A 24490-nucleotide genomic window follows, 5' to 3' on the forward strand; every position below is an offset into this window, starting at 1 on the left:
CTTTATTGTTCTTCTTCCATAAAATCATAAGGCGATAGCCCATTCATTCCAATTAACGGGTGAATATATGGAGCCGTTTCAGCATTCAGAACAGGAGATGGCATGTCGCTTTTCTTTTCCGATGCTTCCTGTGGGTTGTCCCCTTCTTGTGAATTGAGGGAAGATGGAATCGCTCCATCTGTGTCCGCTTCAACCTTCTCTTCTTCAACTTCCATTGGGTTTAACCGGGCTTTTAAACTTGTAAATCGCATTAAATCATCATTTCTTGATAACCCTTGAATAAATACATCCGGTTCCCCACAAAGAATCAAGAAATTTTTTGCCCGTGTAATGCCAGTATAAAGCAAATTGCGCCGAAGCATTTTCGAATATCCCCGGACAACAGGCATAATGACCGTTTGAAACTCGCTTCCCTGGGATTTATGAATCGAACAGCAATAAGCAAGGGTGATCTGGTTTAAATCCCCGCGCTGGTAGGTTACTTCATTGCCATCATAGGAAACGACAAGCATATCCTGTTTTTCAACCGTTTCTTTTGCTCGAAGTATTGCAATGACTTCACCCATGTCCCCATTGAAGATGTTGCTTTCGGGTTGGTTGACCAATTGCAGCACTTTATCGCCAATACGATAAATCACATCTCCAAAAACAAGTTCTTTCCTTGTCCCGTCTTCATTTGGATTCACTAACTCCTGGATTTTTTTATTCAGCATATCAATACCGGCAGGCCCTTTATACATCGGGGCAAGTACTTGGATGTCCCGTATCGACTGGCCCTTTGCCATGGCGCTTTTCACTATTTGTGTAACAACACTGGCTACTTGATCTGCGGAAGATTTAATGAAGGAGCGATCGCTTGTTTTTCCTGCAATGGTTGCAGGAATATTCCCTTTTTTAATCTGGTGGGCAAGTTCTATTATCGTTGATCCTTCTGCTTGCCGGTAAACATCAACCAATTCGACTGTAGGCACCATTTTGGAAGTTAACAAATCTTTTAAAACTTGGCCTGGTCCAACAGGAGGCAATTGATCCTGATCTCCTACAAAGACAACTTGTACATCGCTGCTTAAACTTTTCAGTAATTGATGCGCAAGCCACGTATCCACCATTGACATTTCATCGATAATGATCAGGCGGCCATCTATCTCCCGTTCCGTCTCTTCTTCCTTTTCCTGGCCATTAAAACCCAGTAGCCGGTGAATGGTCATCGCAGGCAGTTCGGTTGATTCGGCCAACCTTTTTGCCGCTCTTCCTGTCGGTGCAGCCAATACGATTGGAAACGGTTCTTCTTTTTTTGCATATTCTTTCGGATTTAATGACAATCCGTGAAGTTCTGCATATACCTCCACAAATCCGCGGATGACTGTAGTTTTTCCCGTACCGGGACCGCCTGTTAAAATCATGACCGAAGAATTCAGGGCACATTCAATTGCCTTTGCCTGCGTTTCTGCATAGGATACATCCAAGCGTTCTTCCACTTCCCCGATGGCTTTGCGTATTTCATCCTTTGAGAAACTTTGTTTGTTGTTTTTGTTCAATAACTCCAAAATCTTGGAAGCAATCCCTACCTCGCTGTAATAGAGCGAAGGCAAATACAGCCGCGTTTCTTCACCGCAAATTTTGCTTTCTTCTCTCATTTCTATAATCGCTTGCGAAATGTCTGGATAGGGAATTTCTTCCCGTTGGCGCTGTTCCAGCATTCGTTTCACTTCCGGCAAAACATGCTCGGCATCCAAAAAAACATGACCGTCTGAAAGAGAAGCCTCGGTCAACACATGCAGTACGGCCGCTTTAATGCGGTCTGGATGCTTTCCTGTAATACCTAATTTGCTTCCCAGTTCGTCTGCCCGTGCAAACCCTACTCCTTCCACATCTTCAATGAGCCGATATGGATTCTCTGTAAGCAGTGTGATGGTCTCTTCACGGTACGTTTGGTAGATTTTCATGCCCAGTTGCGGACCGAAACCCCACTCGTTCAATTGAATCATTACTTTTTCAAGACCTAGATTTTGTTCCAATGTTTCGCGTATTTTTGCCTTTTTCTCATCATTCAATCGAGGAACACGGTCCAGTGCATATGGATCGGCCATGATTTGGCTGATTGCATCAAGACCCAGATTTTCCACGATTGTTTCAGCCGTTTTCCGTCCAATTCCAGGAAATAAATCACTGGACAAATAATTGATAATTCCCTGTTCCGTTGCTGGCACTTCTTTTACAAACGTTTCAACCTGGAATTGTTGTCCGTATTTTGGATGCGTTTTTAACGTACCAGTAAAACGATACAGCTCTTCTTCGTTTAACTTCGGAAAATAGCCGACAACGATAATTTCCTTGTCGTCATATTGCAGATTCGTTTCTTGTATTTTCACTCGAACAATTGAATACATATTCGACGCATTATGAAAAATGGACACAATCGGACGGCCAAGAATAAACAATTTATTTACTTCAAATAAATTAAGATTTTCTGCCATCCCCAAAACTCCTTAACATCTTTTTACGTACCTTCCATTCTATCATAGGATTGAATAACTGTCTTATACCGACAGTGGAAAGCTGTCTCGATATTTTTCCTTGTGAATGCTATGATAATTTGTATGAAGAATTTTTAATGTGGGAAAGTTTATGACTCCCACCTAGCAGAAGGGATTTGTGATGAATGGAATTTAGACCTTGCATAGATCTACATGATGGAAAGGTAAAACAAATTGTCGGCAGCACGTTAGGTTATCAGGACCAGACAGTGATTGAGAACTTTATATCAGAGAAAGATTCCGCCTATTATGCAAATATGTTTAAGAAAGATGGCTTGACTGGCGGCCACGTCATTATGCTTGGCTCCGGGAATGAAGAAGCGGCAATGCTGTCATTGCAAAGTTATCCAAATGGTTTGCAAATCGGTGGTGGAATTACAGCGGAGAACGCAAAAAAATTCATTGATGCAGGCGCATCCCATATCATTGTTACTTCCTATATTTTCCACGATGGACAATTGGATATGGAGCGTTTGGAAAAACTCGTCAAAGCGGTTGGAAAAGAGAAAATCGTCATTGATTTAAGCTGCAGAAAACGTGATGATCAGTGGTTTGTAGTAACAGATAAGTGGACAAAATTCAGTGACTTTGAAGTGAATGAAAAAACGATTCCATTCATTGAGCAATATTGCGATGAACTACTTGTTCATGCGGTGGACGTAGAAGGAAAACGAAGCGGCATGCAGGAAGAATTAGTCCAGGATTTAGCGAAATGGACATCTATCCCGACAACTTATGCAGGCGGTGTTCGTTCATTGGAAGACTTGCAAAAATTCAATGACTTATCCAACGGAAAATTGCATGTTACGATTGGCAGTGCTTTGGATATTTTCGGCGGCGAGTTAAATTATGATGAAGTGGTAAACTATTGCCAAAATAGACGTTGATAGCAGGAAGATAAAAAAGAGTGATCCGAATGAATCGGTTCACTCTTTCGCTTTAGATAAACATCCCCGCAATGGAGGCACTTAATAACGAAGCCAACGTTCCGGCCACAACTGCTTTAAAAGCAAGCTTTGCAATGATTGGCCTTCTGCTTGGAGCCATTGCACCCAAGCCGCCAATTAATATGGCCATGGAGCTTAAATTCGCAAAACCACATAATGCAAAGCTGACAACCATTACCGTTTTCTCGGAAAGCTCCGGAATCGCAGGGGCAAAGCTCGAGTAAGCGACAAACTCATTTAGCACAAGTTTCTGGCCGATATACGAACCGGCCGCAACCGCTTCACTCCAAGGAACTCCTATTACAAAAGCCAAAGGTGAGAAAACGTATCCCAAAAGACCCTCTAATGTAATATTTTCATATCCGAAAAGACCGCCGATTCCGCCTAAAATTCCATTGACCAAGCCAATAAGAGCAATAAACGCCAGCAACATGGCCCCAACATTTACTGCAAGCTTCAATCCATCCGATGCACCTCGGGCAGCCGCATCAATCACGTTAACTGACTCTGCATCTTTATCTAATTTAAAATTCGACTCATCTACCTCTTCGGTTTGAGGCATCATTAACTTGGCCATGACCAATCCTGCAGGCGCTGCCATGAAGCTCGCCGCGATTAAATATTCCAGCGGTACCCCCAGAAGAGAGTAACCAACCAGCACGGAACCAGCAACAGAAGCCAAACCGCCCGTCATGACAGCAAACAGTTCCGATTTTGTCATTCTTCCTAAAAAAGGACGGATGACTAAAGGCGCTTCCGTTTGCCCCACAAAAATATTGGCTGCCGCATTGACTGACTCTGCCTTGCTTGTCCCGAGCAACTTGGAAAGCCCTCCGCCAAGCACTTTAATAACCAACTGCATAATTCCTAAATAATATAGCACAGAAATTAAAGAAGAGAAGAAGATGATTACGGTTAATACACTGATTGCAAACACAAAGCCTCCCGTATTCTCTGGATTTGCTAATGGACCAAATAAGAAGCCGATTCCTTCATTTGCATAACTAACAAGCTTTTGAACGCCATTGGAGAGTTCAAGTAATGCTATGCGTCCAAATTCCCATTTCAATACAACAAATGCAAAAATCAACTGAATCGTTAATCCCCCGATAATTGTTCGCCAATTAATGAATTTCCAGTTATTTGATAAAAGCAATGCTATTGCCATAATAACAAAAACACCCAAAATTCCCCATAAAACATTCACTTTTACACCTGCTTTACTTATTATAAAAAGTTGCTATATCGCTCTTTAGTAATGTCCATAATTAAGTTTGGCTCAAACATAACTTTAGTATCTTTCCATACAAATTTTTTCATTCATAGCAAAAGAAAAAAGCCGATCAAAAGACCGACTTTTTTCCCACTATTTTTCATGAATATGCCTATGAGTAATAATTTCTTCAGTTGTACCTTTGACTAATCATGTCATAAATGTATTTTGCTTGATCAAACTTGGGCTCGATTGTATATGCTTGTTTTAAATGCTCCATTGCCATTTCCGTTTCTTCAGTGGAAACAGCATAAAGAACACCCAGGTTATAATGCGCATCCGCATTTTTCGGATCTTTTTCAAGCACGAATTCCAGCTCACCTTTTGCCGCATCGAACATCTCCAAGGAACAAAGCAAGATACCGTAAGATAATCGCACTTGAAGGTCTTCCGGCGCCAGTTCAGCCGCTCTTTGCATATAAGGCAGCGCTAATTTCAATTTCTCATCCCGTTCAAAGGATTTTGCCAGCATATAATAGGCATCGGCACCTTGAATTCCATGTTCAATGGCTTTTTGATATAATTTTGCCGCTTCAATGTAGCGCTCGGCATTATAGTATAAGTTGGCTAATCCATAATATGCTGTAGCAGCAGATTCATCCACGCTAATCGCTTTTTGGAAAAATCGCTCCGCCCGTTCCACATCATTCATGGCAGCCAATAGATTGCCAAAATTCACATACCCAATTGCCTGCGAAGGATTGTTCTCAATTGCTTGTGTAAATGCCTTTGCAGCATCTTCATAACGCTTTTCCTGAAAAGCAACAATTCCAATTTCGTTAAAATCCATTTTATCACCCCAAAGATGCAAGACGCTAAAAGTCTTATCATCTTATCCTACATAAGTTAATTTTTCGCTATCTTTATAGACTTCATCAATTGTTCCGCCACCCAAACACTCATCTCCGTCGTATAACACAACCGCTTGTCCTGGTGTTATGGCACGAACGGGTTCTTCAAAAGTGATATGGGCAGTTCCATCTTCCAACAGCTCTACTTCGACAGGTGAATCTTCCTGGCGATAGCGGAATTTAGCTGTACAGCTAAATTTCGAAGGTTTTTCTTTGGTTGATGTAAAGCTCATCTTGACAGCTTTCAAAGACGTCGAATATAAAGCGTCATGATGGAATCCTTGCCCTACATACAACACATTTCTTTCTAGATCCTTGCCCAACACAAACCAAGGGTCTCCATCTCCGCCGATTCCCAAGCCGTGGCGTTGACCGATTGTATAGTACATTAATCCATCATGCATTCCCATTACACGGCCATCAAACGTTTCCATCTTTCCTGGCTGCGCCGGAAGATATTGACTCAAGAACTCCTTGAAATTACGTTCTCCGATAAAGCAAATTCCCGTAGAGTCTTTTTTCTTTGCCGTGGCAAGCCCCGCCTCTTCCGCGATTTTGCGGACTTCCGGCTTAGCAATATCCCCGATTGGGAACATAACATGTTTTAACTGTTCTTGTGATAATTGATTCAAGAAGTAAGTTTGGTCTTTATTATTATCTACACCGCGCAGCATCGCGATTTCTCCGTCACGCTCATCCACTCGCGCATAATGCCCGGTTGCCAGATAATCTGCGCCCAATTTCATGGCATGCTCAAGAAATGCTTTGAATTTTATTTCTTTATTGCACATCACATCAGGATTTGGCGTACGTCCTGCTTTATATTCTTCAAGGAAATAAGTGAATACTTTATCCCAATATTGTTTTTCAAAGTTTACCGCATAATATGGAATGCCGATTTGGTTGCACACTTTAATAACATCATCATAATCTTCCGTTGCTGTACATACACCAAATTCATCTGTGTCATCCCAGTTTTTCATAAAGATGCCGATTACGTCATACCCTTGTTTTTTTAGCAAGTAGGCTGCAACTGACGAATCGACTCCACCTGACATCCCCACAACCACACGGATTTGTGATGGGTCTCTAGTTTCTAACATAGTTGTCACCTTTTCTCTATTAATTCGCAAGTCTTTTTACAATTTTCGCGGTATGTTCAGCTGCCGACTGAATCATCTCCTCGGTTAAGCCTAGTCCGAAACTGAATCGAATAGAGTTACGAAGCACTTCACTATCATTTCCAAACATCGCTACAAGAACATGCGAAGGATCAATCGAACCTGCCGTACAAGCAGAGCCGCTTGATGCATAGACGCCGGCCATATCCAGATTAACAAGGAAGGATTCAACGTCCATCCCCTTAAAACTAATATTCAGCACATGCGGTAAATGATATTGTTCATTGCCGTTTACTTTATATTCAATATTCTCCCGGTCGAGCACTTCCAAAAAAATTTTCCGGAAGTTTTCATATTGTTGCCGTTTCGCGTCCATTTGTTGTTGTACAATCTCAACAGCCTTGGCAAACCCAACCGCAGCAGGTACATTCTCGGTTCCGGCCCTTCTTTTCTTCTCCTGTGAGCCTCCAAAAAATGTTTGGGTAAGCGGTGTACCAGTTCGAAGATACAAAAAGCCAATTCCTTTAGGTCCATTTAGCTTGTGGCTGGATACACTCAGGCAATCGACCAGCAATTCGTCCACATTCAGTTTCTCAATCCCAAAAGCCTGTACTGCATCCGTATGGAATACTGCTTGATGGTCTTTTAAAATCTCCCCGATTTGTGCAATCGGTTGAACGGTTCCCACCTCGTTATTCCCATACATGATTGTTGCAAGAATCGTATCTTCACGAAGCTCTTTTTTAAACTCTTCAATCGAAATGCGTCCAGTTTCGTCAACCGGCAAATAGGTTACTTCAAAGCCATCTTTTTCAAGTTCCTCGCAAGCATTCAATACGGCATGATGTTCAATTTTTGTGGTAATAATGTGTTTTCCTTTGGATTGAAGGGCTTTAGCCACCCCAAAAATTGCCGAGTTATCGGCTTCCGTTCCCCCACTTGTTATGATAATTTCGGTGTCTTTTGCACCGATTGCTTTTGCGAAAACCATACGCGCATCATCTAAAACCTTTCGGGCTTGTCTACCCGTTGAATGAATGCTGGAAGGATTGCCAAAAGTCTTCTGAAAGGCTTTCGTCATCTCTTCTATTACTTCTGGATGCATGGGGGAAGTGGCCGCGTGGTCTAGATAAATTGTTTCCATTATATATCAAAAGCTCCTTTAAACAACTTTTTAAGAGTACATTGTATATTTATAATTGAAGTTATTTTCACGCTCAACGGTGAGAGTATAAGTTATGGAGTTTGTAAAGATTTTGGTTTTAAAGTCCTGTAAAAAAATCGGCGCCCTATTTGCGGCTTACTCCAATCCACATGGAATTGCCAGTTTTTAAATTGACAGGGCGCTTGCACGTTTCCAGCTTAAATATAGAACATATAACCGTCCATTTCGGATTCATCTGTATAATTTGCCAAATCTTCGATGGAAGTCGTATCCAGTACGTTTTTTACTGCGTCGCGAATTCGAATCCATAGTTGTTGTTGAGGAGCTTCCTCGTTTTCAATTCCTTCTACAGGCTGGATGGGTCCTTCCAGCACTTTAATGACGTCTGCAGCTGAAATTTTGCTTGGTGGCAAGGCGAGCAAATAGCCCCCATATGCCCCACGGACACTTTTTACTAAACCAGCAATACGAAGGGGAGAAACCAGTTGCTCTAAATAGGCTTCGGATAGCTCTTTATCGGCGGCGATTTGACGCAGCGGAATCGGCCCTTGTCCATAATGTTTAGCTAATTCAATCATAATAGTTAGTCCGTATCTGCCTTTTGTAGAAATTTTCATTATAACACCTCAAATTTTTATGTCCATATCTTTGCTCAAGTATACCATAAATCCTTTAATTCCACTTGGAAAAGCTCTAATATAGAAAGGGAAAGTATGAAGGGAGGATTCTCGTGCACAATGAACCTTTAGCATTTCGAATGCGGCCGCGAAACATAAATGAAGTGGTTGGGCAGCGGCATATTATCGGAAAAGAGACTGCGCTTTATAAAATGATCCTGAATGGACATGTCCCTTCCATGCTTTTATATGGAGAGCCCGGAATTGGCAAAACGTCGCTTGCACATGCTATCGCAGGCAGTTCCAATCTTCCGTTTTTCTCGCTGAATGCAACCCATGCCGGAAAAAAGGATGTCGAACAAATTGTTGCTGAAGCAAGAATTGCGGGGAAAGTCTTATTATTTCTCGATGAAATCCATCGCTTCAATAAATTGCAGCAAGACACGCTTTTACCGCATGTTGAAAATGGCGCCATAGTATTGATAGGTGCAACAACGGAAAATCCATTTCACGATGTCAACCCCGCGATTCGCTCCAGATGCGGTGAAATCTTGCAGCTTAAACGCCTTGAACCAGAAGATCTAATGTTACTGATCGACAATGCCCTTTCCGATGAAGAACGGGGACTGGGCAAGGAGAATATTGTCATTACAGAAAAACAAATCGAAAAAATTGCCCTGGCTTCCAATGGAGATGCAAGAAAAGCATTAACTCTCCTGGAATCCATTTACTTCGCTTCGGATGAACAAAATGGACAAACGATTATTGAAGACCATACAATTGAGCATCTTTCCAAAAGAATCGGCGTATACGGCGACAAGGGGGGTTCCCACTTTTACAATCTGTTGTCGGCGCTTCAAAAATCAGTTCGGGGAAGCGATACGAATGCAGCACTCTACTATTTGGCCCATCTTCTTGAAAATGGTGATTTGATCGCAGTATGCAGACGTTTGCTTGTTATGGCTTACGAAGATATTGGGCTGGCTAATCCGGCTGTAGGCGCCCACGTATACGCGGCTACAGAGTCCGCAAAAGTATTAGGTCTGCCGGAAGCCCGGATTCCATTGGCAAATGCTGTTGTTGAAATGTGCTTATCATCCAAGTCAAACTCTGCTTATTCCGCTTTGGATGCAGCAATCAAAGCAATTCATGACGGAAAAACAGGCGACATCCCCATGCATTTGCGTGACGGCCATTATGCCGGCGCCAAAACATTGGGCCATGTCGGCTATCAATATCCTCATGACTACCCAGTTGGAACTTTTGGCGGATGGGTAAACCAGCAGTACTTGCCTGATTCATTAGCAAACGAAGAATTTTATAAACCGGTCATTGCTGGTGAAGAAAAGAGAATGGCCGGCATCTACAACCAACTAAAGAAATTCAAAAAAGGACAATAAAGGAGCCTACTGAAAGTACAAAGGGGTTAGGGTTATTTAGTTAGAAAAAAAGTCTGCTCGGTAGGTTATGACTTTCCAGGCAGACTTTCTTTTAATTTGAATAGTATTTTGAAGCTTCCAAAAAAGATTGCAGACAATCACAAGGACGATTATTTAAATCTAGAATCACTTTTTTTAATTCGTTTTGTTTGCCTTGCTCTTCTTGGATGTGCACCAAACTTTTAATGATTTCTTCCAAAAACTCAGCATGATTTTCGGACTGGACGTTTGGAATGCACTTGGCAGATAGGGTCAGCAGTTCAACCGCCCGCTTTTTATCTGCTTCACTTGGTTGCTCTTTCAGTTGATAATCTGAGATTGTGTGAAAATAAATTAATTTGTACCCAAGGTTTAAAAATAAAACCCAGTACGTATTTTCTTTCGGCAATTCCCCATTCACTTCAACATAACGTTCAAAATGATGCACCGCAATCTGCAGAAGCTCGTTAATTTTGCTATAGGCAATTTCCCATTTGCTTGAAGTATCAATGTAGTTAAACACAATTTCATCCATTTGTTCTTTCAGCTGAAGTAAATTTAAAGATTTTTCAGTTGGAATTTTTGTCGACATTTTATTCCTCCCCTTTGTGCCCCATTTTCTGAAGGTAAGAATACTATAACAATATTCTTTTTAAATTATTTGGAAAAATAAAAATCAACCAAAAAAATGCCATTTTTATACTAAATTGTTTCATTTTTAAGGGATTTGAGATCGCTAATTTCAGAATCTTTTAACTATAGAGATGATATTAATAATATAATTTTTATAAAACTCTCACCATGTATTTTTCGAATAAATCAAACCTGTGTATTTCATTTGCCAGCGTTGCTTTTGGCATTTCTGTTATTTCACATTGTTCCATCTTTATAATAGACTTTTTTGACCCATAAAAAATCCACGTCATGTCATTGACCCATTGTTCGGTTGATTGGTCTTGAATTTCCTGAAATCGCTTTGTGCACAGCACTTCCGTCATTTTTTGAAAGCCCTCGCTCATTTGGAACCGCTTTTTGCCAAAGTTGTATTCAGGTTCTACAACTTGCATCGTATCCAGAACATGAATTCGTTTAGTCAATGGTTCAATTGCAATTTCCACTGTACTGATTTCATCAAAAATATTGAGCCCTCTATATTCAAATTCAATGATTTCTCCCAAAATGAATGCTCCTTTATGGTGAAAATTTCGTAAAAAAGCAAAAGAGCTGTCTTAAATGACGATCAAGACAACTCTTTTTCAACTATTCGTTTACTCTAGTGATTTTTACATCTTTCAAGATTTGATTGATCACCCAGCTAGCCGCAACTAACCCGGCAACCGATGGAACAAATGCATTCGAAGACGGCGGCATTTTCGCTTTTCGAATTTGTGCATCTGGATTACCGACAGTTTCTACAACTTCAGGTCGGGCAACAATTGGGGATTCATCAGAAAATACTACCATTACCCCTTTGGTAATGCCTTCCTTCCGAAGTTTGGTACGAATGACTTTTGCCAATGGATCTGTATGCGTTTTTGAAATATCTGCAATCTGGAATCTAGTTGGATCCATTTTATTGGCAGCACCCATACTCGAAATAATGGGAATCCCTCTTTTTAAGCATTCTTTCATCAGATGGATTTTGTACATTACCGTGTCGGATGCATCAATCACATAATCAATTTTTTGTGCGAAAAACTGCTCGTACGTTTCTTCCGTATAGAACATATGCATATCAATGACTTCGCAATCCGGATTGATGTCTGCAATACGCTCTTTCATGACGGCTGATTTTGACTTGCCGACCGTAGAAAGATACGCTACTAATTGACGATTTATATTTGTTATATCAACATTATCTTTATCAACCAAAATAATGCGCCCAACCCCGCTGCGCGCGCATGCTTCTGCTGCGAAAGAACCTACCCCGCCGACACCCAAAATAGCGACCGTAGCATTTTTTAACTTTTCTAGCCCTTCTTTGCCGATCGCCAACTCATTTCTTGAAAACTGATGTAACATAGTTTAGCCTCTCAATCTATATTTTCCTTCTGGGAATTATATCATAAGCTGGTCCTACTGTAAATTTGAACGAAATGACAGAAAAATTGAGTTACATCATGTAAAAAAAGAACTGCAGACAAAGAGACTTCCGTCAGCATTGTCTGCAGTCAGTTTTTAAATCGAATCGCTTATTTAAGTTTCATTGCATCCGCGATGATTTTTGGCAAATCCGTGTTATCGTGGAATCCAACAAATTCATTAGCTTTTGGACCGAATGCAAATAAAGGAACTTGTGCAGCAGTATGGCCATAACGTGTCCAGCCAATACCAGCACGTTCGCTTAACACTTTATTGATTGCAGATGTCGCATTATCAGCTTGTTGAATCGTTGTTGCTTCGTTGTCAGTTAATTCAATACCAGTGTATTCCAATACTACTTCTTTCACATTCGAGCGTTCTTCGTTTAATTGTGCAGCCATAAATTCGCCAGTTGCTGTTACGTCTTTAAGAATATCGGCATTCGCATTTGAATTTGTAGCAGAACCAACCGACATACCGCCAGTTTCATGATCTCCCGCAACTACCACTAATGTATTGCCGTCTTTTTCAGCAAATTCAATTGCTTCTTGCACTGCTTCTTCAAAAGCTTTTGTATCATGCATTGCATAACCAGCATCATTGTCTTCGCCTGCCCAGTCAATTTGGCTTCCTTCTACCATTAAGAAGAAACCATCTTTATCTTGACTTAAAGCATCGATTGCCGTTTCAGTCATTTCAGCCAAGCTTGGTTCTTCTGTATCCACACGATCGAATTCAGGAGCAAGTGCTTCACCTGCAAATAATCCAAGTAACTTTTCTCCCTTTTCTACATTTACGTCTTCAACATTTTCTAATTGATCACGCGTTTCAACAAATTCGAAACCTTTCTCTTGCGCTTCCTCAACTAGATTTAATTCAGCTTGCTTACCGCCTTCCGAAGCTGGCAAGAAATTGTTTTTACCGCCGCCCAAAAGCACATCAACGCCGCTTTCCTGGATGTATTGGCGTGCAATTTCCGTTTCATTGTTGCGAGATTCTACATGAGAGGCAAAGCTTGCAGGAGTGGCATGCGTAATAGTAGAAGTTGCAACCAACCCTGAGGATTTTCCTGCTTCTTCCGATGCTTCCAGAATAGTTTTAACCTTGTTTCCTTCTGGATCTAGCCCAATCACGCCATTGTTCGTTTTAACACCTGCAGCCATTGCTGTACCAGCAGCCGCAGAGTCTGTAATATCCTTGTTTGCAGAATATGTAGTATACATTCCTTTAATATGTTGATCCCATACAGCATCCTCGCCTTTGAAGATACGGTAATTTGCAGCATGGTTCGCTCCGAAACCATCCGGAATCATATAAATAACATTTTCAACTGCTTTGTTTGAATTCTGCTTACCTTGTGCTGAAGCATTTTTATTTGCAGCATCCACGTTGCTTAATCCTGCTCCTGATAATACAATTCCCGTACTTAGAGCAATAAGGCCCGCTTTTTTAAACATTTAAAACTCTCCTTTGACATGCTTTATTTTGTTAACGATTAGTAGTTTAACCAATCCGTGTTAACCGGTTATGAAAGAGGAGTAAATATTTAATTACAAATTTCCATTCTAAATGCCTATCTAATTTTGTTGATTTTCAAAAAATTAAGTCGAAAGTTTCAAAAAATATACTTCAGTGATAAAATTTATATAACACTTGAAAAATTTAGCGGTTTTTTTCTTAACAAAATTTACATCCATATATTACCGCAGTCTAAGAAACACTAGATTTACAGTATTATTGCAAGATTCAAGGCATAAAAAAAATCTCCCATCGAATAGGAGAGTTTGCAGGACGAATCCCAAAATGCCGTAAGCAAATGCAACATCGTTTTGAACCCGCGACTTAAGCAGGTGGGTACTCTCTTCATTTCTTTAAACTTCCCTCGTCTTGTTGCAGGGCTTGTTTGCCAAAACAAAATGTGAATTCCCAACGATTTGTTGTTCGGTCAAAAGAGTTATAAAAGCTTACAAACATTTTAGGATTCGTGTTAAAAAAACTATAGCATTAATTATCAGAATTTTCAATATAAATAACACGATTATTAAAATTTTTTTAACATCAAATCTTTTGAAATGCTTTTCCCAAAATTGCATTTGTCTGGACCCATCTGCCTTTTGAAATGGATAAGAAACCTAATAATAAAAGAAGCTACCTGCCATGAGGTAGCCTCTTTCACATTAGTTTTCTTTTTTCTTTGTTACAGCCAGACTTAATTCTTCTAATTGCGCATCTGATACCACACTTGGTGCTGAAGTCAGCAGATCGCTTGCTGTCGCTGTTTTAGGGAATGCAATTGTATCGCGCAAGTTCGTACGGCCTGCAAGCAGCATAACAAAGCGATCCAACCCAAATGCAAGTCCTCCGTGTGGCGGCACGCCATATTCGAAGGCTTCTAATAAGAAACCGAATTGTTCTTGTGCTTCTTCTTGCGTGAAGCCCAATAATTTAAACATTTTCTCTTGAAGGTCCCGCTCGAAGATACGCAACGATCCTCCGCCCAATTCATAACCATTCAGAACAATGTCGTATGCTTGTGCACGCACTTCTGCTGGATTCTTATCCATTTTCTCAATATCTTCGTCGAATGGACGCGTAAACGGATGGTGTGCTGCTGTGTAGCGGCCCGCTTCTTCATCATACTCAAGCAATGGCCAATCCGTAATCCATAGGAAGGCATAGCGCGATTCATCGATTAACTCCAGCTCTTTGCCAAGTTTGTTGCGCAACGCCCCAAGACTTACAGCCACAACAGAAGACTGATCGGCAACAAATAATAATAAATCTCCATTTTCCGCATCTGTTGCTTTCATTAAGTTTTCCGCAATTTCCCCTTCGAAGAATTTTGCGATAGGCCCGTTGAAGCCTTCTTCCGTTACTTTCAACCATGCCAATCCTTTGGCACCATAGATTTTTACAAACTCCGTCAAAGCATCGATATCTTTGCGGGAATAGTTGTCAGCGCTGCCCTTCACATTGATGGCTTTTACTTCCCCGCCGGATTCTACTGCTTGTGCAAACACTTTAAATGAAGAATCACGCACAATTTCGGATAGACCAACAAGTTCCAACCCAAAACGTACGTCCGGTTTGTCTGAGCCATAACGATCCATTGCTTCTTTATAAGACATGCGCTGGAATGGAAGCTCAACATCCACGCCTTTTGCTTCTTTCATAACCGTTTGGATTAAGCGCTCATTCATGCCGATAATTTCATCCATCGACATAAAGGAAGTCTCGATATCGACTTGCGTAAATTCCGGTTGGCGGTCTGCACGCAAGTCTTCATCACGGAAGCATCGTGCAATTTGGAAGTACTTTTCAAATCCGGATACCATCAATAATTGTTTAAATAACTGTGGTGATTGCGGCAATGCATAAAATTCGCCCTCATGTACACGGGACGGCACCAGATAGTCGCGTGCCCCTTCCGGAGTTGATTTTGTTAAAATCGGTGTTTCTACTTCCAGGAAGCCTTCGTTTTGCAAAAAGTTTCGAATTGAACGCGTTATATCCGAACGTAATTTAAATGTGTTGTACATTACCGGGCGTCGCAAATCCATATAGCGGTATTTCAGACGGATATCTTCCGAGATTTCCGCTTTGTCGTCAATTGCGAATGGCGGTGTTTTTGCTTCGTTGATAATTGTAATGCTAGATGCAATTACTTCAATTTGCCCTGTTTCAATATATGGATTTACTTGGCTTTCTTCACGAAGAACAACTTTCCCTTCAATTTCAACAACATATTCATTGCGAATTTTATCCGCTATCGCCAATGCATCTTTTGCATCGTCGCCAAATACAACTTGCACAATTCCAGTACGGTCGCGCAGATCCACGAAAATCAGTCCACCCAAGTCGCGGCGTCTTTGTACCCAACCCTTCAATACTACTTGTTCACCTTGCTGCTGTTCGTTTAGTTCCCCGCATGCATGCGTTCTCTGAGCCATTTTCTTTTCCTCCATTTGCTGCAAAAAATTATTTATGTTCTAGTAGGTAATTCACTAATTCCGAGAATGGAACCTTTTCCTGATTTCCAGTTTCCATTTCTTTAACGTTTACCGACATTTCTTCAAGCTCTGACTCGCCAATCACAATGACAAACTTCGCTTGGAGTCGGTCAGCCGACTTCATTTGGGCTTTTAATTTGCGATCCACGTAATCCATATCGGCCGAAATGCCTTTCGTTCGGAAAGAACTGATTAATTCCGCCGATTTCAGCTTCGCTTCCTCGCCCATTGCCACAACGTAAATATCCAGTTGGTCTTCCACATCCAGCTCGATGTTTTCCGCTTCAAGCGCCAATAATAAACGCTCAATTGACATGGCAAATCCAATACCCGGCATATCAGGGCCGCCGATATCTTCGACAAGGCCATTGTATCGTCCGCCGCCGCAGAGTGTTGTAATAGCCCCAAAACCGCTGGCCGTACTCATAATTTCAAAGGCTGTGTGATTATAATAATCCAGGCCGCGAACCAAGTTTGGATCCACTACATAAGTAATGCCAAGTACATCCAAATATTTTTTCACCGTGTCAAAGTATTGTGCAGAAGCTTCCGTTAAATAATCTGTTAAAGCAGGAGCTGTTTGCATCAATGGGTGCTCATGGTCTTTTTTGCAATCCAGGATCCGCAGTGGATTTTTCTCCAAACGGTTTTGGCAATCCGAACAGAATTCGCCAATACTTGGTCTAAAGTGGTTAATCAAAGCGGTTCTGTGAGCATCTCTCGTTTCTTTATCTCCCAGAGAATTAATGACCAATTTCAAATCTTTTAATCCAACTGTTTGATAAATATCCATGGCAAGCGAGATCACTTCTGCATCAATCGCTGGATCGCTGCTTCCGATCGCTTCCACGCCAAATTGGACAAATTGACGGTAACGGCCTGCTTGTTGGCGTTCATAGCGGAACATCGGCCCCATATAAGACAGTTTTACAGGTTGGTCGGGATTGCCGAACATTTTGTGTTCTACATAAGCGCGCACACTGGATGCTGTTCCTTCCGGGCGAAGCGTCAATGAACGTCCTCCACGATCTTCGAATGTATACATTTCTTTTTGAACAATATCCGTTGTATCCCCAACTCCGCGCTGGAACAATTCCGTTTGCTCAAAAATGGGTGTTCGAATTTCTTTATAGCGATAAACATGACTTAGCTGTCTGAGTATCGATTCAACTTTCTGCCATTTTGGTGTTTGTTCCGGCAAAATATCTTGAGTGCCTCTTGGGACTTTATAAGCCATTTAAGATTCTCCTTTCAAAATTAAGCGGGCCTGTTTACAACCCCTTCGATTCAACTTACAGCTGCATGAAAATATAAAAAATTTTCTTCATAAACTGGACAGCGGCTTAAGAACAGCTGGCACGGCTTAGGGGGATAAGCCCATCCTTAAAAATTTAGCCATAAAAAAAGCTTTCGCCCCCTGCATATGCAAGGGACGAAAGCTTGTAGTTACTTCCGCGGTTCCACCCTAGTTGATGTATTCATGCGTCTTTGGCAGTTTGGTTACTGCCGACAGTGCTTTCGTTACATCCTCTCGAAAACGGTTAACGGCCGTTTCTCCGTCTTTTCCTACTAAACAAGTTTGTTTTTCGAAAAAGAGCCTCTCAAGTGTTGTTCATCAATACATCTAGCAGGATTGATTTCAGCCCAGGTCAAATCCCTCTCTTTACTACAGCGGTATGACTACTTTCTTGGTCAATAGCTTTATGCTTAGTTATAATATACCTTATCTTAATTGGGTTCTTGGGTATTTGTCAACTATTTTCAAAAAAGTGTAGATTTTAGTGCTGGATTGCTTTTACAATGATAAGTGAATAGCGGCAGTACATGTCCCCTAAAAAATTTGTGTTAGAGAGGAGGCATAGGATGCGCAACAAATGGATGAAAAGTTTGATATGTATATTATTGGTTTGTTCACTTGTTGTTCCCTATACATATGAAAACCATTCCGCCTTTGCTACTAATGCGGATGCTGATTTGCAAGTAGCGGCAGAGATTTTATACTTGCGAGATGGTCCCGGATTATCATATCCGGTTCTCGCAACGTTGCAAGAGGGACAAAAACTTATGTTTATTGAGAAACAAGATGATTGGTATCACGTGAAAACTGGCGATATGGAAGGCTGGGTTGCTTCATGGCTAACCAAGTCCTTGGACTCCTCTTCCTCTGAAACAAAATCTACCTTGCCGAGTTCAGTTATTTCCCAAGTAGATCATTTAAATGTTCGGACAGAACCATCCCTTTCCTCATCTGTGTTAACTCAGCTAAATACCGGAGACGAGGCGAAAGTATTGGCCATCGATATGAACTGGATCCAAATTTCATTCGGTGGAATTACGGGTTGGGTCTCTGCCGACTATGTAACTGCTAAACAGATTGAAACAGATCAACCGATTCAATCCAGTGAAGATGCTCCTTTAGAAGAGACAAGTGTGGAAATCGATCCAAACCTCTTTACCATCACAGTTGAAGCAGTGAATATTCGCAAAAAGGCTGATTTATCCTCCAAAAAGCTCGGGACCCTAAAAAAAGGGGAACAATACGAGGTTTTGGAAAGAGAAAACAATTGGGTGAAACTTCAAATTGGGAAAAAAGAAGGCTGGGTTTATAGTTTCTATGGAACATTTCAAGTCAATGACACAATACCGGCCTCAGGTGACTCAGAAAAGACGCAAGAGAATGACAATCCCAGCGTGACAATCATCTATAATGGAACAAACCTCCGGGAGGAGCCTTCAACTTCTTCGAATATAGTGGTTCGTGCCAATGCCGGTGAAAGCTATAAGATGGTGGCTGCCGAAAATGACTGGTATGAAGTAGAAGTTGCCCAGAATACAACAGCTTACGTTGCCAATTGGGTGGTTTCATTGGATGAAGATGGACAACCGAAAACTGCAGAAAACAAAAAAGAACCCAAAAAAGAAACACGTAAACCTGGTACATTAAAAGGTCTGACAATTGTCATTGACCCCGGTCACGGTGGAAATGACAAGGGAACTACAGGAGTTCGCGGGACGGATGAAAAAGAAATCAATTTAAAAACAGTCGAGTTATTGAAATCCAAATTGCGTTCGGCTGGAGCAGAAGTAATTCTTACTCGAGAGTCCGATGTCTATGTGGACCTTCGAAAACGCGTTTCCATCTCGCATCAATATGCAGCCGATGCATTTATCAGCATACATTATGATGCAATTGATGATAGTACCGTTTCAGGCTTTACAACCTATTATACACACGGTTTTCAAAGCGAGCTGGCCCAATATGTCCACGCAGGAATTGCCGATAAAGTAACTCTGCGCGATCGGGGTGCTCAGGCAGGCAATTATTTGGTGACCCGTGAAAATAAACGAGCTGCCATTTTAATCGAATTGGGTTATTTGAGCAACCCTACTGAAGAAAGCATCGTGACGACGGATTACTATCGAGAACAAGCGACATTGGGAATATACGAGGGTCTATTAAATTACTTTGATGCACAATTGGAAGAATAATAAAACGAAAAAAAAGGAGTTCTCTCAAAAGTGAGTGAACTCCTTTTTCAATACCTTTTTACTCTTTCGGTTTCGATTCCACGATAATCGTTACCGGACCATCATTGACTAAAGCTACATCCATCATGGCCCCAAAGATTCCTGTTTCCACATGCAAGCCATGGGACTCCAGCTCTTTGTTAAATGCTTCCCATAATGGCTGTGCAACTTCAGGCCGCGCCGCGTCAATAAAGCTCGGTCTTCTACCTTTACGCGTATTGCCATATAACGTGAATTGGGACACGGATAAAATGTCTCCCCCATGTTCAACAATGGAATGATTCATTTTTCCTTCTTCGTCTTCCCAAAGCCGGATGTCCGCGATTTTTTTGGCGACATAGCGAACATCCTCCACTGTATCGGTATGAGTTAGCCCTACCAACAGAACATAACCTGCTTCTATGGCACCCGTTACTTTCCCTTCCACCGTAACAGATGCCTTTTTGCTTCTTTGAATAATTACTCGCATTCTTTAATTCCTCTACCTTTTTTAATTAATGACACGTTGAACGGAATAAATATCCGGCAGTTGTTTAATTCGTTCAACCACTTTATGCAATCCCGTAATATTCGAAATGGATATGGTTAAATGAATCGTCGCAATCTTATCGTGATCCGCACGGCCTGTTACAGCCAAAATATTCGTTTTCGCTTCACTTACGGCGTGCATAACATCATTTAAAATACCTGGACGGTCAAAGGCGGATACTTCAATATCGACAGGATATTCTTTGCGGGCTTGCGTTTCGCCGTGTTCCCACTCCACTTCAATCAAGCGATCTTCTTGATCCCCTTCTTGAACATTCGGACAATCAGCCCTGTGGACGGAAACTCCGCGCCCTTTTGTGATAAATCCAACAATTTCATCTCCAGGAACAGGCGTGCAGCAACGGGATAATCGGATCAATAAATTATCAATTCCCTTTACAATTACACCTGATTCCGTTTTTCGTTTCCTCGCTTGAGGATTTTGCATTTCCTTCACAATTTTTTCAAGCGCTTCTTCTTGTTCCCGTTCTTTTCGTTTCTTTTCAGCCAACCGGTTCACAATTTGTTGGGCCGTTATGCCGCCAACTCCAATTGCGGCGTATAAGTCTTCTTCATTTGTATAATTTAATTTATCCAATACGCGCTTCATATTTTCGGCAGATAGCACTTCTTTTGCATCGAATCCTTGTGACTTGATTTCTTTTTCGATTAATTCTTTTCCTTTTACGATATTCTCTTCTCGCAAGTGCTTTTTAAAAAATTGTTTAATTTTGTTTTTGGCTTGTGAACTTTGGGCCAACTTCAACCAGTCACGGCTAGGGCCGAATGATTGTTTTGACGTTAAAATTTCAATGATATCACCGGTTTTCAAGGAAGTATCCAATGGTACCATTTTGCCGTTTACTTTGGCGCCAATTGTTCGATTTCCAACTTCGGAATGGACCCGGTAAGCAAAATCGATTGGTACGGATCCTGCGGGCAATTCAATTACTTCCCCTTTTGGCGTGAAGACATAGACCATGTCGGAGAATAAGTCGAATTTCAGCGACTCCATAAACTCCTCGGCATTGGAAGATTCATTTTGGAATTCCAGAATTTCGCGGAACCAAGTTAGTTTCTGGTCAATCGTTTCCTTATCGGTATTAACCGATTTTCCTTCCTTATATGCCCAGTGAGCGGCAATCCCGTACTCTGCGATCTGGTGCATATCCCGTGTTCGAATTTGCACTTCAAGCGGGTCTCCATATGGGCCAATGACCGTTGTATGGAGCGATTGGTAAAGGTTCTGCTTTGGCATCGCGATATAATCTTTAAAGCGGCCCGGCATTGGTTTCCAGAGAGTATGTACGATTCCAAGAACAGCGTAGCAATCTTTGATGCTATCTACCAAAACTCGTACAGCCAATAAATCATAGATTTCATTGAATTGTTTATTTTGCAATACCATTTTTCTGTAAATACTGTAGATGTGCTTCGGTCTGCCGGAAATATCCGCTTCTATTTCTACCTCTGTTAATTGTGACCTGATTTCATCCATCACATTTTCCAAATAGGCCTCGCGTTCAACCCGTTTTCTCTTCATTAAACTGACAATGCGATAATATTGCTGTGGATTTAGATAGCGCAATGCCGTATCCTCCAGCTCCCATTTGATTGTCGAAATTCCGAGGCGGTGAGCAAGCGGCGCAAAGATTTCCAGTGTTTCGTTGGAAATCCTTCTTTGTTTTTCAGCGGATAAATGTTTTAACGTACGCATATTGTGAAGGCGGTCAGCAAGTTTAATCAAGATCACGCGAATATCCTGCGCCATGGCTACAAACATTTTTCGATGGTTTTCGGCCTGTTGTTCTTTTTTGGATAAGTATTTAATTTTCCCTAGTTTTGTTACTCCATCAACCAGCATTGCAACTTCTTCATTAAATTCTCTTACTAAATCTTCACGTGTGACCTGGGTATCTTCCACAACATCATGCAGAAAACCGGCTGCAACCGTTTCCGGATCCATTTGAAGTTCGGCCAGTATACCCGAGACTTGTATCGGATGAATGATATAGGGTTCCCCAGAACTTCGCAACTGTTCTTTATGTGCTTCATTTGCGACTTCATAAGCTTTTTTTACAAAGGCAACATGTTCGTCGTTCATATATGCTTTGACGAGCGCGAATACGTCTTCGGGCGTCAAAATTTGCTCTTTCGCCATTGATTATCCACCTTGCTAAAAATTTTTCGAATGTATATATACCTTCAATTGTATAAAAGATTGATGCACAATGTAAAGGCACACTGACTAATACTTTGCAAAAAAAGTCTGAAGATGATTTTTGTTGCTGAAATATGGAGATGCAACAAAAGAAAATAAACGTAAAATAGCAGAAATCACTTGTTGATTTCTGCTGCTTTGTAAATTTTAAAACATTCTGCTTTTTCGAAATGCTTTTTCTTATTGCACTTCATCGATGGACTTGGTGACAGTATGTTGAATTGGTTTCCACTCCACATTTTTAAATAAAGCAACGAGTGAAATTGGAATATAGGTCATCATGAAAAATGGAAAAGTGAACGTATAGGCAATTTTCTTCCAGGCTGCACAACGTATTTTCTTCCATTCCGAGATGGTTGTCAGCAAGGCCAAACCATACATGACAGCGTAATACATGCCAATCGATTTCAACATAAGTATCGTTGTCTCAGAGATGCTTACTTTTTCAAATATTCCGGTGATGACAGCTAAGTAAAATAAACCATTAACCATAATGGAGAGATTGGTGATAATCATTGCCGGCATGATTGTCATGGTCATATCGAAACACGAAAAGCTATTTTGTTTTCGCTTGAATATGCTGCGAATTAAATCTGCTCCGTACTTGCCGAATACTTGGTAAAACCCTTTTGCCCATCTCATCCTCTGGCGCCATGATTGCTTAAATGTAATTGGTTGTTCATCATAAAAGACTGCATTTGGACAGTATCCAAACTTTTCGCCTTTCAATATTTGCGAGATGGAAAATTCGATATCCTCCGTAAGCAGATGATGAATCCAGCCGCCATTTTTCTTGATTAAGTCACTTTGGACAAGAAAGCCAGTGCCCGAAACAGCGCAGCTTGTATTTAAGGCCATCCGGGGAAGATTTAAATATTCTGCCTCATGCAAAAACCAAATCGCATAACCGGCAGTAATCCAGTTTTGATCGAAATTTTTGGAATTTCGGTAGCTTGTCACCACTCGATAGCCTTGATTAAATGTTCGATTCATTTCCGTAATATAATTTACATCCAGCAAATTGTCGGCATCAAATATAAAATAGCCATCATAGTTTTTAAACGCATATTCGCGATGGATAATTTTAAACATAAAATCCAAGGCATACCCTTTGCCAACTTGATTTTTATTGAATCTTTCCCTTACGATTGCTCCAGCCTGCTTAGCTACTTTGGCTGTTTCGTCTGTACAGTTATCAGCAATCACAAAAATATCAATATAGTCTTTAGGATAGTTTTGTTTATGAATGCTGTTTAATAATTCGCCTATTACGGCTTCTTCATTTCTTGCTGCGATAATCACTGCATATTTATTTAAGCGATCAACCTTTTCCACTTCCACAATCTTCTTTTTTCTTTTACTTTTGAAAGCCACAAACATATAGAAAAACTGATAAGAATAAAATAGCAAGAAAAAAAGAAATGTGATGAAATTAAAATATTGAAGAAACGATGATACAAAAGAGTCCAAGATGCAACCTCCATGACTAAGACTTTTGGCTATACTGTCAATTAACTTTTCTAACTTCTGTCACTTATACTAATCTTTAGTATATTAGGTTATTTTTAATGTTAGTTGAAGTTTTTGTTAACTTTAAGTTAATTGTTGTAAATTGACTTAAAGAAAAAAGCTGCCAAAAAGTATCTTCCCCTTTTGGCAGCTTCTAAACGAATTAATATTCAATTAAGGTTTTGATTGGGTAATTTCCTACTTTTTCACGGCCGTTCAAGTCTTTTAATTCAATGATGAATGCACAACCCGCAACGACTCCGCCCAATTTTTCAATCAGTTGAATGGTAGCATCGACCGTTCCGCCAGTTGCTAATAAATCATCGACAATCAGCGCTTTTTGTCCTGGCTTGATCGCATCTTTGTGCATTGTCAGAACATCCTGGCCATATTCTAAGCCGTATTCAACACGCACGACTTCGCGCGGCAGTTTTCCTTCTTTTCGTACGGGCGCAAAACCGATTTCCAATGCATACGCTACTGGACAGCCGATGATAAATCCGCGCGCTTCAGGTCCGACAATAATTTCGGCTCCTACTTCTTTTGCAAATTCCACGATTTGGTCTGCAGCATATTTGAAAGCTGGGCCATTATCCATGATTGTTGTAATATCTTTGAAACTGATCCCTTCTTTGGGCCAGTTTTCTACAGTTGTTACATATTGCCTTAAATCCATTCTAACA

Annotated in this window: 19 protein-coding genes, 1 other RNA gene and 1 other annotated feature; of the genes, 3 read left to right on the forward strand and 17 right to left on the reverse strand. The window is 40.9% G+C overall.

Annotated features, from left to right (window positions below; genetic code table 11):
- Positions 1–2 precede the first annotated feature (2 nt).
- A complete protein-coding gene (recD2, locus tag D1B33_RS07110; RefSeq protein ID WP_118875669.1) occupies positions 3–2477 on the reverse strand; it encodes an SF1B family DNA helicase RecD2 in 2475 nt (824 codons plus the stop codon).
- A 185-nt stretch (positions 2478–2662) separates the two neighbouring features.
- Between recD2 and hisA the strand changes: the two genes are divergently transcribed.
- Positions 2663–3424, forward strand: coding sequence for a phosphoribosylformimino-5-aminoimidazole carboxamide ribotide isomerase (gene hisA, locus D1B33_RS07115; RefSeq protein ID WP_118875670.1), 762 nt, complete (start codon positions 2663–2665; stop codon positions 3422–3424).
- A 52-nt stretch (positions 3425–3476) separates the two neighbouring features.
- Here the strand turns inward: hisA and D1B33_RS07120 are convergent, their stop codons facing one another.
- The 5 genes from D1B33_RS07120 to cymR all read right to left on the reverse strand — a co-directional run bounded on the left by D1B33_RS07120 (position 3477) and on the right by cymR (position 8511).
- The gene (locus D1B33_RS07120; protein WP_118875671.1) at positions 3477–4691 is read right to left on the reverse strand and encodes a NupC/NupG family nucleoside CNT transporter; all 1215 of its coding nucleotides are present in this window, start codon (positions 4689–4691) and stop codon (positions 3477–3479) included.
- Between the two features lie 196 nt (positions 4692–4887).
- Complete coding sequence (locus D1B33_RS07125; RefSeq protein WP_118875672.1) at positions 4888–5547, reverse strand: tetratricopeptide repeat protein; 660 nt, start codon at positions 5545–5547, stop codon at positions 4888–4890.
- A 42-nt stretch (positions 5548–5589) separates the two neighbouring features.
- On the reverse strand, positions 5590–6711 hold the full coding sequence (gene mnmA, locus D1B33_RS07130; RefSeq protein WP_118875673.1) for a tRNA 2-thiouridine(34) synthase MnmA: 1122 nt from the start codon (positions 6709–6711) through the stop codon (positions 5590–5592).
- Between the two features lie 19 nt (positions 6712–6730).
- Positions 6731–7873 carry a cysteine desulfurase family protein gene (locus tag D1B33_RS07135; protein ID WP_118875674.1) on the reverse strand — a complete coding sequence of 381 codons (1143 nt, stop codon included), beginning with the start codon at positions 7871–7873 and terminating at the stop codon, positions 6731–6733.
- 218 nt (positions 7874–8091) lie between these two features.
- Positions 8092–8511 carry a cysteine metabolism transcriptional regulator CymR gene (cymR, locus tag D1B33_RS07140; protein ID WP_118875675.1) on the reverse strand — a complete coding sequence of 140 codons (420 nt, stop codon included), beginning with the start codon at positions 8509–8511 and terminating at the stop codon, positions 8092–8094.
- 113 nt (positions 8512–8624) lie between these two features.
- Between cymR and D1B33_RS07145 the strand changes: the two genes are divergently transcribed.
- On the forward strand, positions 8625–9911 hold the full coding sequence (locus D1B33_RS07145) for a replication-associated recombination protein A (RefSeq protein WP_118875676.1): 1287 nt from the start codon (positions 8625–8627) through the stop codon (positions 9909–9911).
- A gap of 91 nt (positions 9912–10002) precedes the next feature.
- Here D1B33_RS07145 and D1B33_RS07150 read toward each other — a convergent pair whose 3' ends face one another.
- From D1B33_RS07150 to hisS, 7 genes are all read right to left on the reverse strand, one after another.
- Positions 10003–10521: a hypothetical protein gene (locus tag D1B33_RS07150; protein WP_118875677.1), complete on the reverse strand. Its 519-nt coding sequence runs from the start codon at positions 10519–10521 to the stop codon at positions 10003–10005.
- Positions 10522–10714: 193 nt separating this feature from the next.
- On the reverse strand, positions 10715–11107 hold the full coding sequence (locus D1B33_RS07155) for a hypothetical protein (protein WP_118875678.1): 393 nt from the start codon (positions 11105–11107) through the stop codon (positions 10715–10717).
- 82 nt (positions 11108–11189) lie between these two features.
- Positions 11190–11951, reverse strand: coding sequence for a tRNA threonylcarbamoyladenosine dehydratase (locus tag D1B33_RS07160; protein ID WP_118875679.1), 762 nt, complete (start codon positions 11949–11951; stop codon positions 11190–11192).
- Positions 11952–12121: 170 nt separating this feature from the next.
- Entirely contained in the window at positions 12122–13468 is a 1347-nt protein-coding gene (locus D1B33_RS07165; protein WP_118875680.1) for an alkaline phosphatase, read from the reverse strand.
- A 334-nt stretch (positions 13469–13802) separates the two neighbouring features.
- Positions 13803–13996, reverse strand: a non-coding RNA gene (ssrS, locus tag D1B33_RS07170) — 6S RNA.
- A 192-nt stretch (positions 13997–14188) separates the two neighbouring features.
- Complete coding sequence (gene aspS / locus D1B33_RS07175; RefSeq protein ID WP_118875681.1) at positions 14189–15961, reverse strand: aspartate--tRNA ligase; 1773 nt, start codon at positions 15959–15961, stop codon at positions 14189–14191.
- 28 nt (positions 15962–15989) lie between these two features.
- Positions 15990–17258: a histidine--tRNA ligase gene (gene hisS, locus D1B33_RS07180; protein ID WP_118875682.1), complete on the reverse strand. Its 1269-nt coding sequence runs from the start codon at positions 17256–17258 to the stop codon at positions 15990–15992.
- A gap of 188 nt (positions 17259–17446) precedes the next feature.
- Positions 17447–17726 (reverse strand) — a binding site (T-box leader).
- 158 nt (positions 17727–17884) lie between these two features.
- Here hisS and D1B33_RS07185 point away from each other — a divergent pair.
- Positions 17885–19510 carry an N-acetylmuramoyl-L-alanine amidase family protein gene (locus tag D1B33_RS07185; protein WP_118875683.1) on the forward strand — a complete coding sequence of 542 codons (1626 nt, stop codon included), beginning with the start codon at positions 17885–17887 and terminating at the stop codon, positions 19508–19510.
- A gap of 58 nt (positions 19511–19568) precedes the next feature.
- On the opposite strand, the gene dtd is transcribed toward D1B33_RS07185, so the two are convergent.
- The 4 genes from dtd to D1B33_RS07205 form a co-directional block, all read right to left on the reverse strand.
- Positions 19569–20018, reverse strand: a complete 450-nt coding sequence (gene dtd / locus D1B33_RS07190; RefSeq protein WP_118875684.1) for a D-aminoacyl-tRNA deacylase — start codon at positions 20016–20018, stop codon at positions 19569–19571.
- A gap of 21 nt (positions 20019–20039) precedes the next feature.
- Positions 20040–22238: a RelA/SpoT family protein gene (locus tag D1B33_RS07195; protein WP_118875685.1), complete on the reverse strand. Its 2199-nt coding sequence runs from the start codon at positions 22236–22238 to the stop codon at positions 20040–20042.
- 240 nt (positions 22239–22478) lie between these two features.
- Positions 22479–23633, reverse strand: a complete 1155-nt coding sequence (locus D1B33_RS07200; protein ID WP_233549406.1) for a glycosyltransferase family 2 protein — start codon at positions 23631–23633, stop codon at positions 22479–22481.
- Positions 23634–23970: 337 nt separating this feature from the next.
- Complete coding sequence (locus D1B33_RS07205; protein WP_118875687.1) at positions 23971–24483, reverse strand: adenine phosphoribosyltransferase; 513 nt, start codon at positions 24481–24483, stop codon at positions 23971–23973.
- Positions 24484–24490 lie beyond the last annotated feature (7 nt).

The organism is Ureibacillus yapensis (assembly GCF_003515775.1).
Taxonomy (GTDB): domain Bacteria; phylum Bacillota; class Bacilli; order Bacillales_A; family Planococcaceae; genus Ureibacillus; species Ureibacillus yapensis.

What these genes read in the sequence shown, in the direction of transcription:
- recD2 (WP_118875669.1), bottom strand. Translation starts at nt 2,477, where the DNA reads ATGGCAGAAAATCTTAATTTATTTGAAGTAAATAAATTGTTTATTCTT.
- hisA (WP_118875670.1), top strand. Translation starts at nt 2,663, where the DNA reads ATGGAATTTAGACCTTGCATAGATCTACATGATGGAAAGGTAAAACAA.
- D1B33_RS07125 (WP_118875672.1), bottom strand. Translation starts at nt 5,547, where the DNA reads ATGGATTTTAACGAAATTGGAATTGTTGCTTTTCAGGAAAAGCGTTAT.
- mnmA (WP_118875673.1), bottom strand. Translation starts at nt 6,711, where the DNA reads ATGTTAGAAACTAGAGACCCATCACAAATCCGTGTGGTTGTGGGGATG.
- D1B33_RS07135 (WP_118875674.1), bottom strand. Translation starts at nt 7,873, where the DNA reads ATGGAAACAATTTATCTAGACCACGCGGCCACTTCCCCCATGCATCCA.
- cymR (WP_118875675.1), bottom strand. Translation starts at nt 8,511, where the DNA reads ATGAAAATTTCTACAAAAGGCAGATACGGACTAACTATTATGATTGAA.
- D1B33_RS07150 (WP_118875677.1), bottom strand. Translation starts at nt 10,521, where the DNA reads ATGTCGACAAAAATTCCAACTGAAAAATCTTTAAATTTACTTCAGCTG.
- D1B33_RS07160 (WP_118875679.1), bottom strand. Translation starts at nt 11,951, where the DNA reads ATGTTACATCAGTTTTCAAGAAATGAGTTGGCGATCGGCAAAGAAGGG.
- D1B33_RS07165 (WP_118875680.1), bottom strand. Translation starts at nt 13,468, where the DNA reads ATGTTTAAAAAAGCGGGCCTTATTGCTCTAAGTACGGGAATTGTATTA.
- aspS (WP_118875681.1), bottom strand. Translation starts at nt 15,961, where the DNA reads ATGGCTCAGAGAACGCATGCATGCGGGGAACTAAACGAACAGCAGCAA.
- hisS (WP_118875682.1), bottom strand. Translation starts at nt 17,258, where the DNA reads ATGGCTTATAAAGTCCCAAGAGGCACTCAAGATATTTTGCCGGAACAA.
- D1B33_RS07185 (WP_118875683.1), top strand. Translation starts at nt 17,885, where the DNA reads ATGCGCAACAAATGGATGAAAAGTTTGATATGTATATTATTGGTTTGT.
- dtd (WP_118875684.1), bottom strand. Translation starts at nt 20,018, where the DNA reads ATGCGAGTAATTATTCAAAGAAGCAAAAAGGCATCTGTTACGGTGGAA.
- D1B33_RS07195 (WP_118875685.1), bottom strand. Translation starts at nt 22,238, where the DNA reads ATGGCGAAAGAGCAAATTTTGACGCCCGAAGACGTATTCGCGCTCGTC.
- D1B33_RS07205 (WP_118875687.1), bottom strand. Translation starts at nt 24,483, where the DNA reads ATGGATTTAAGGCAATATGTAACAACTGTAGAAAACTGGCCCAAAGAA.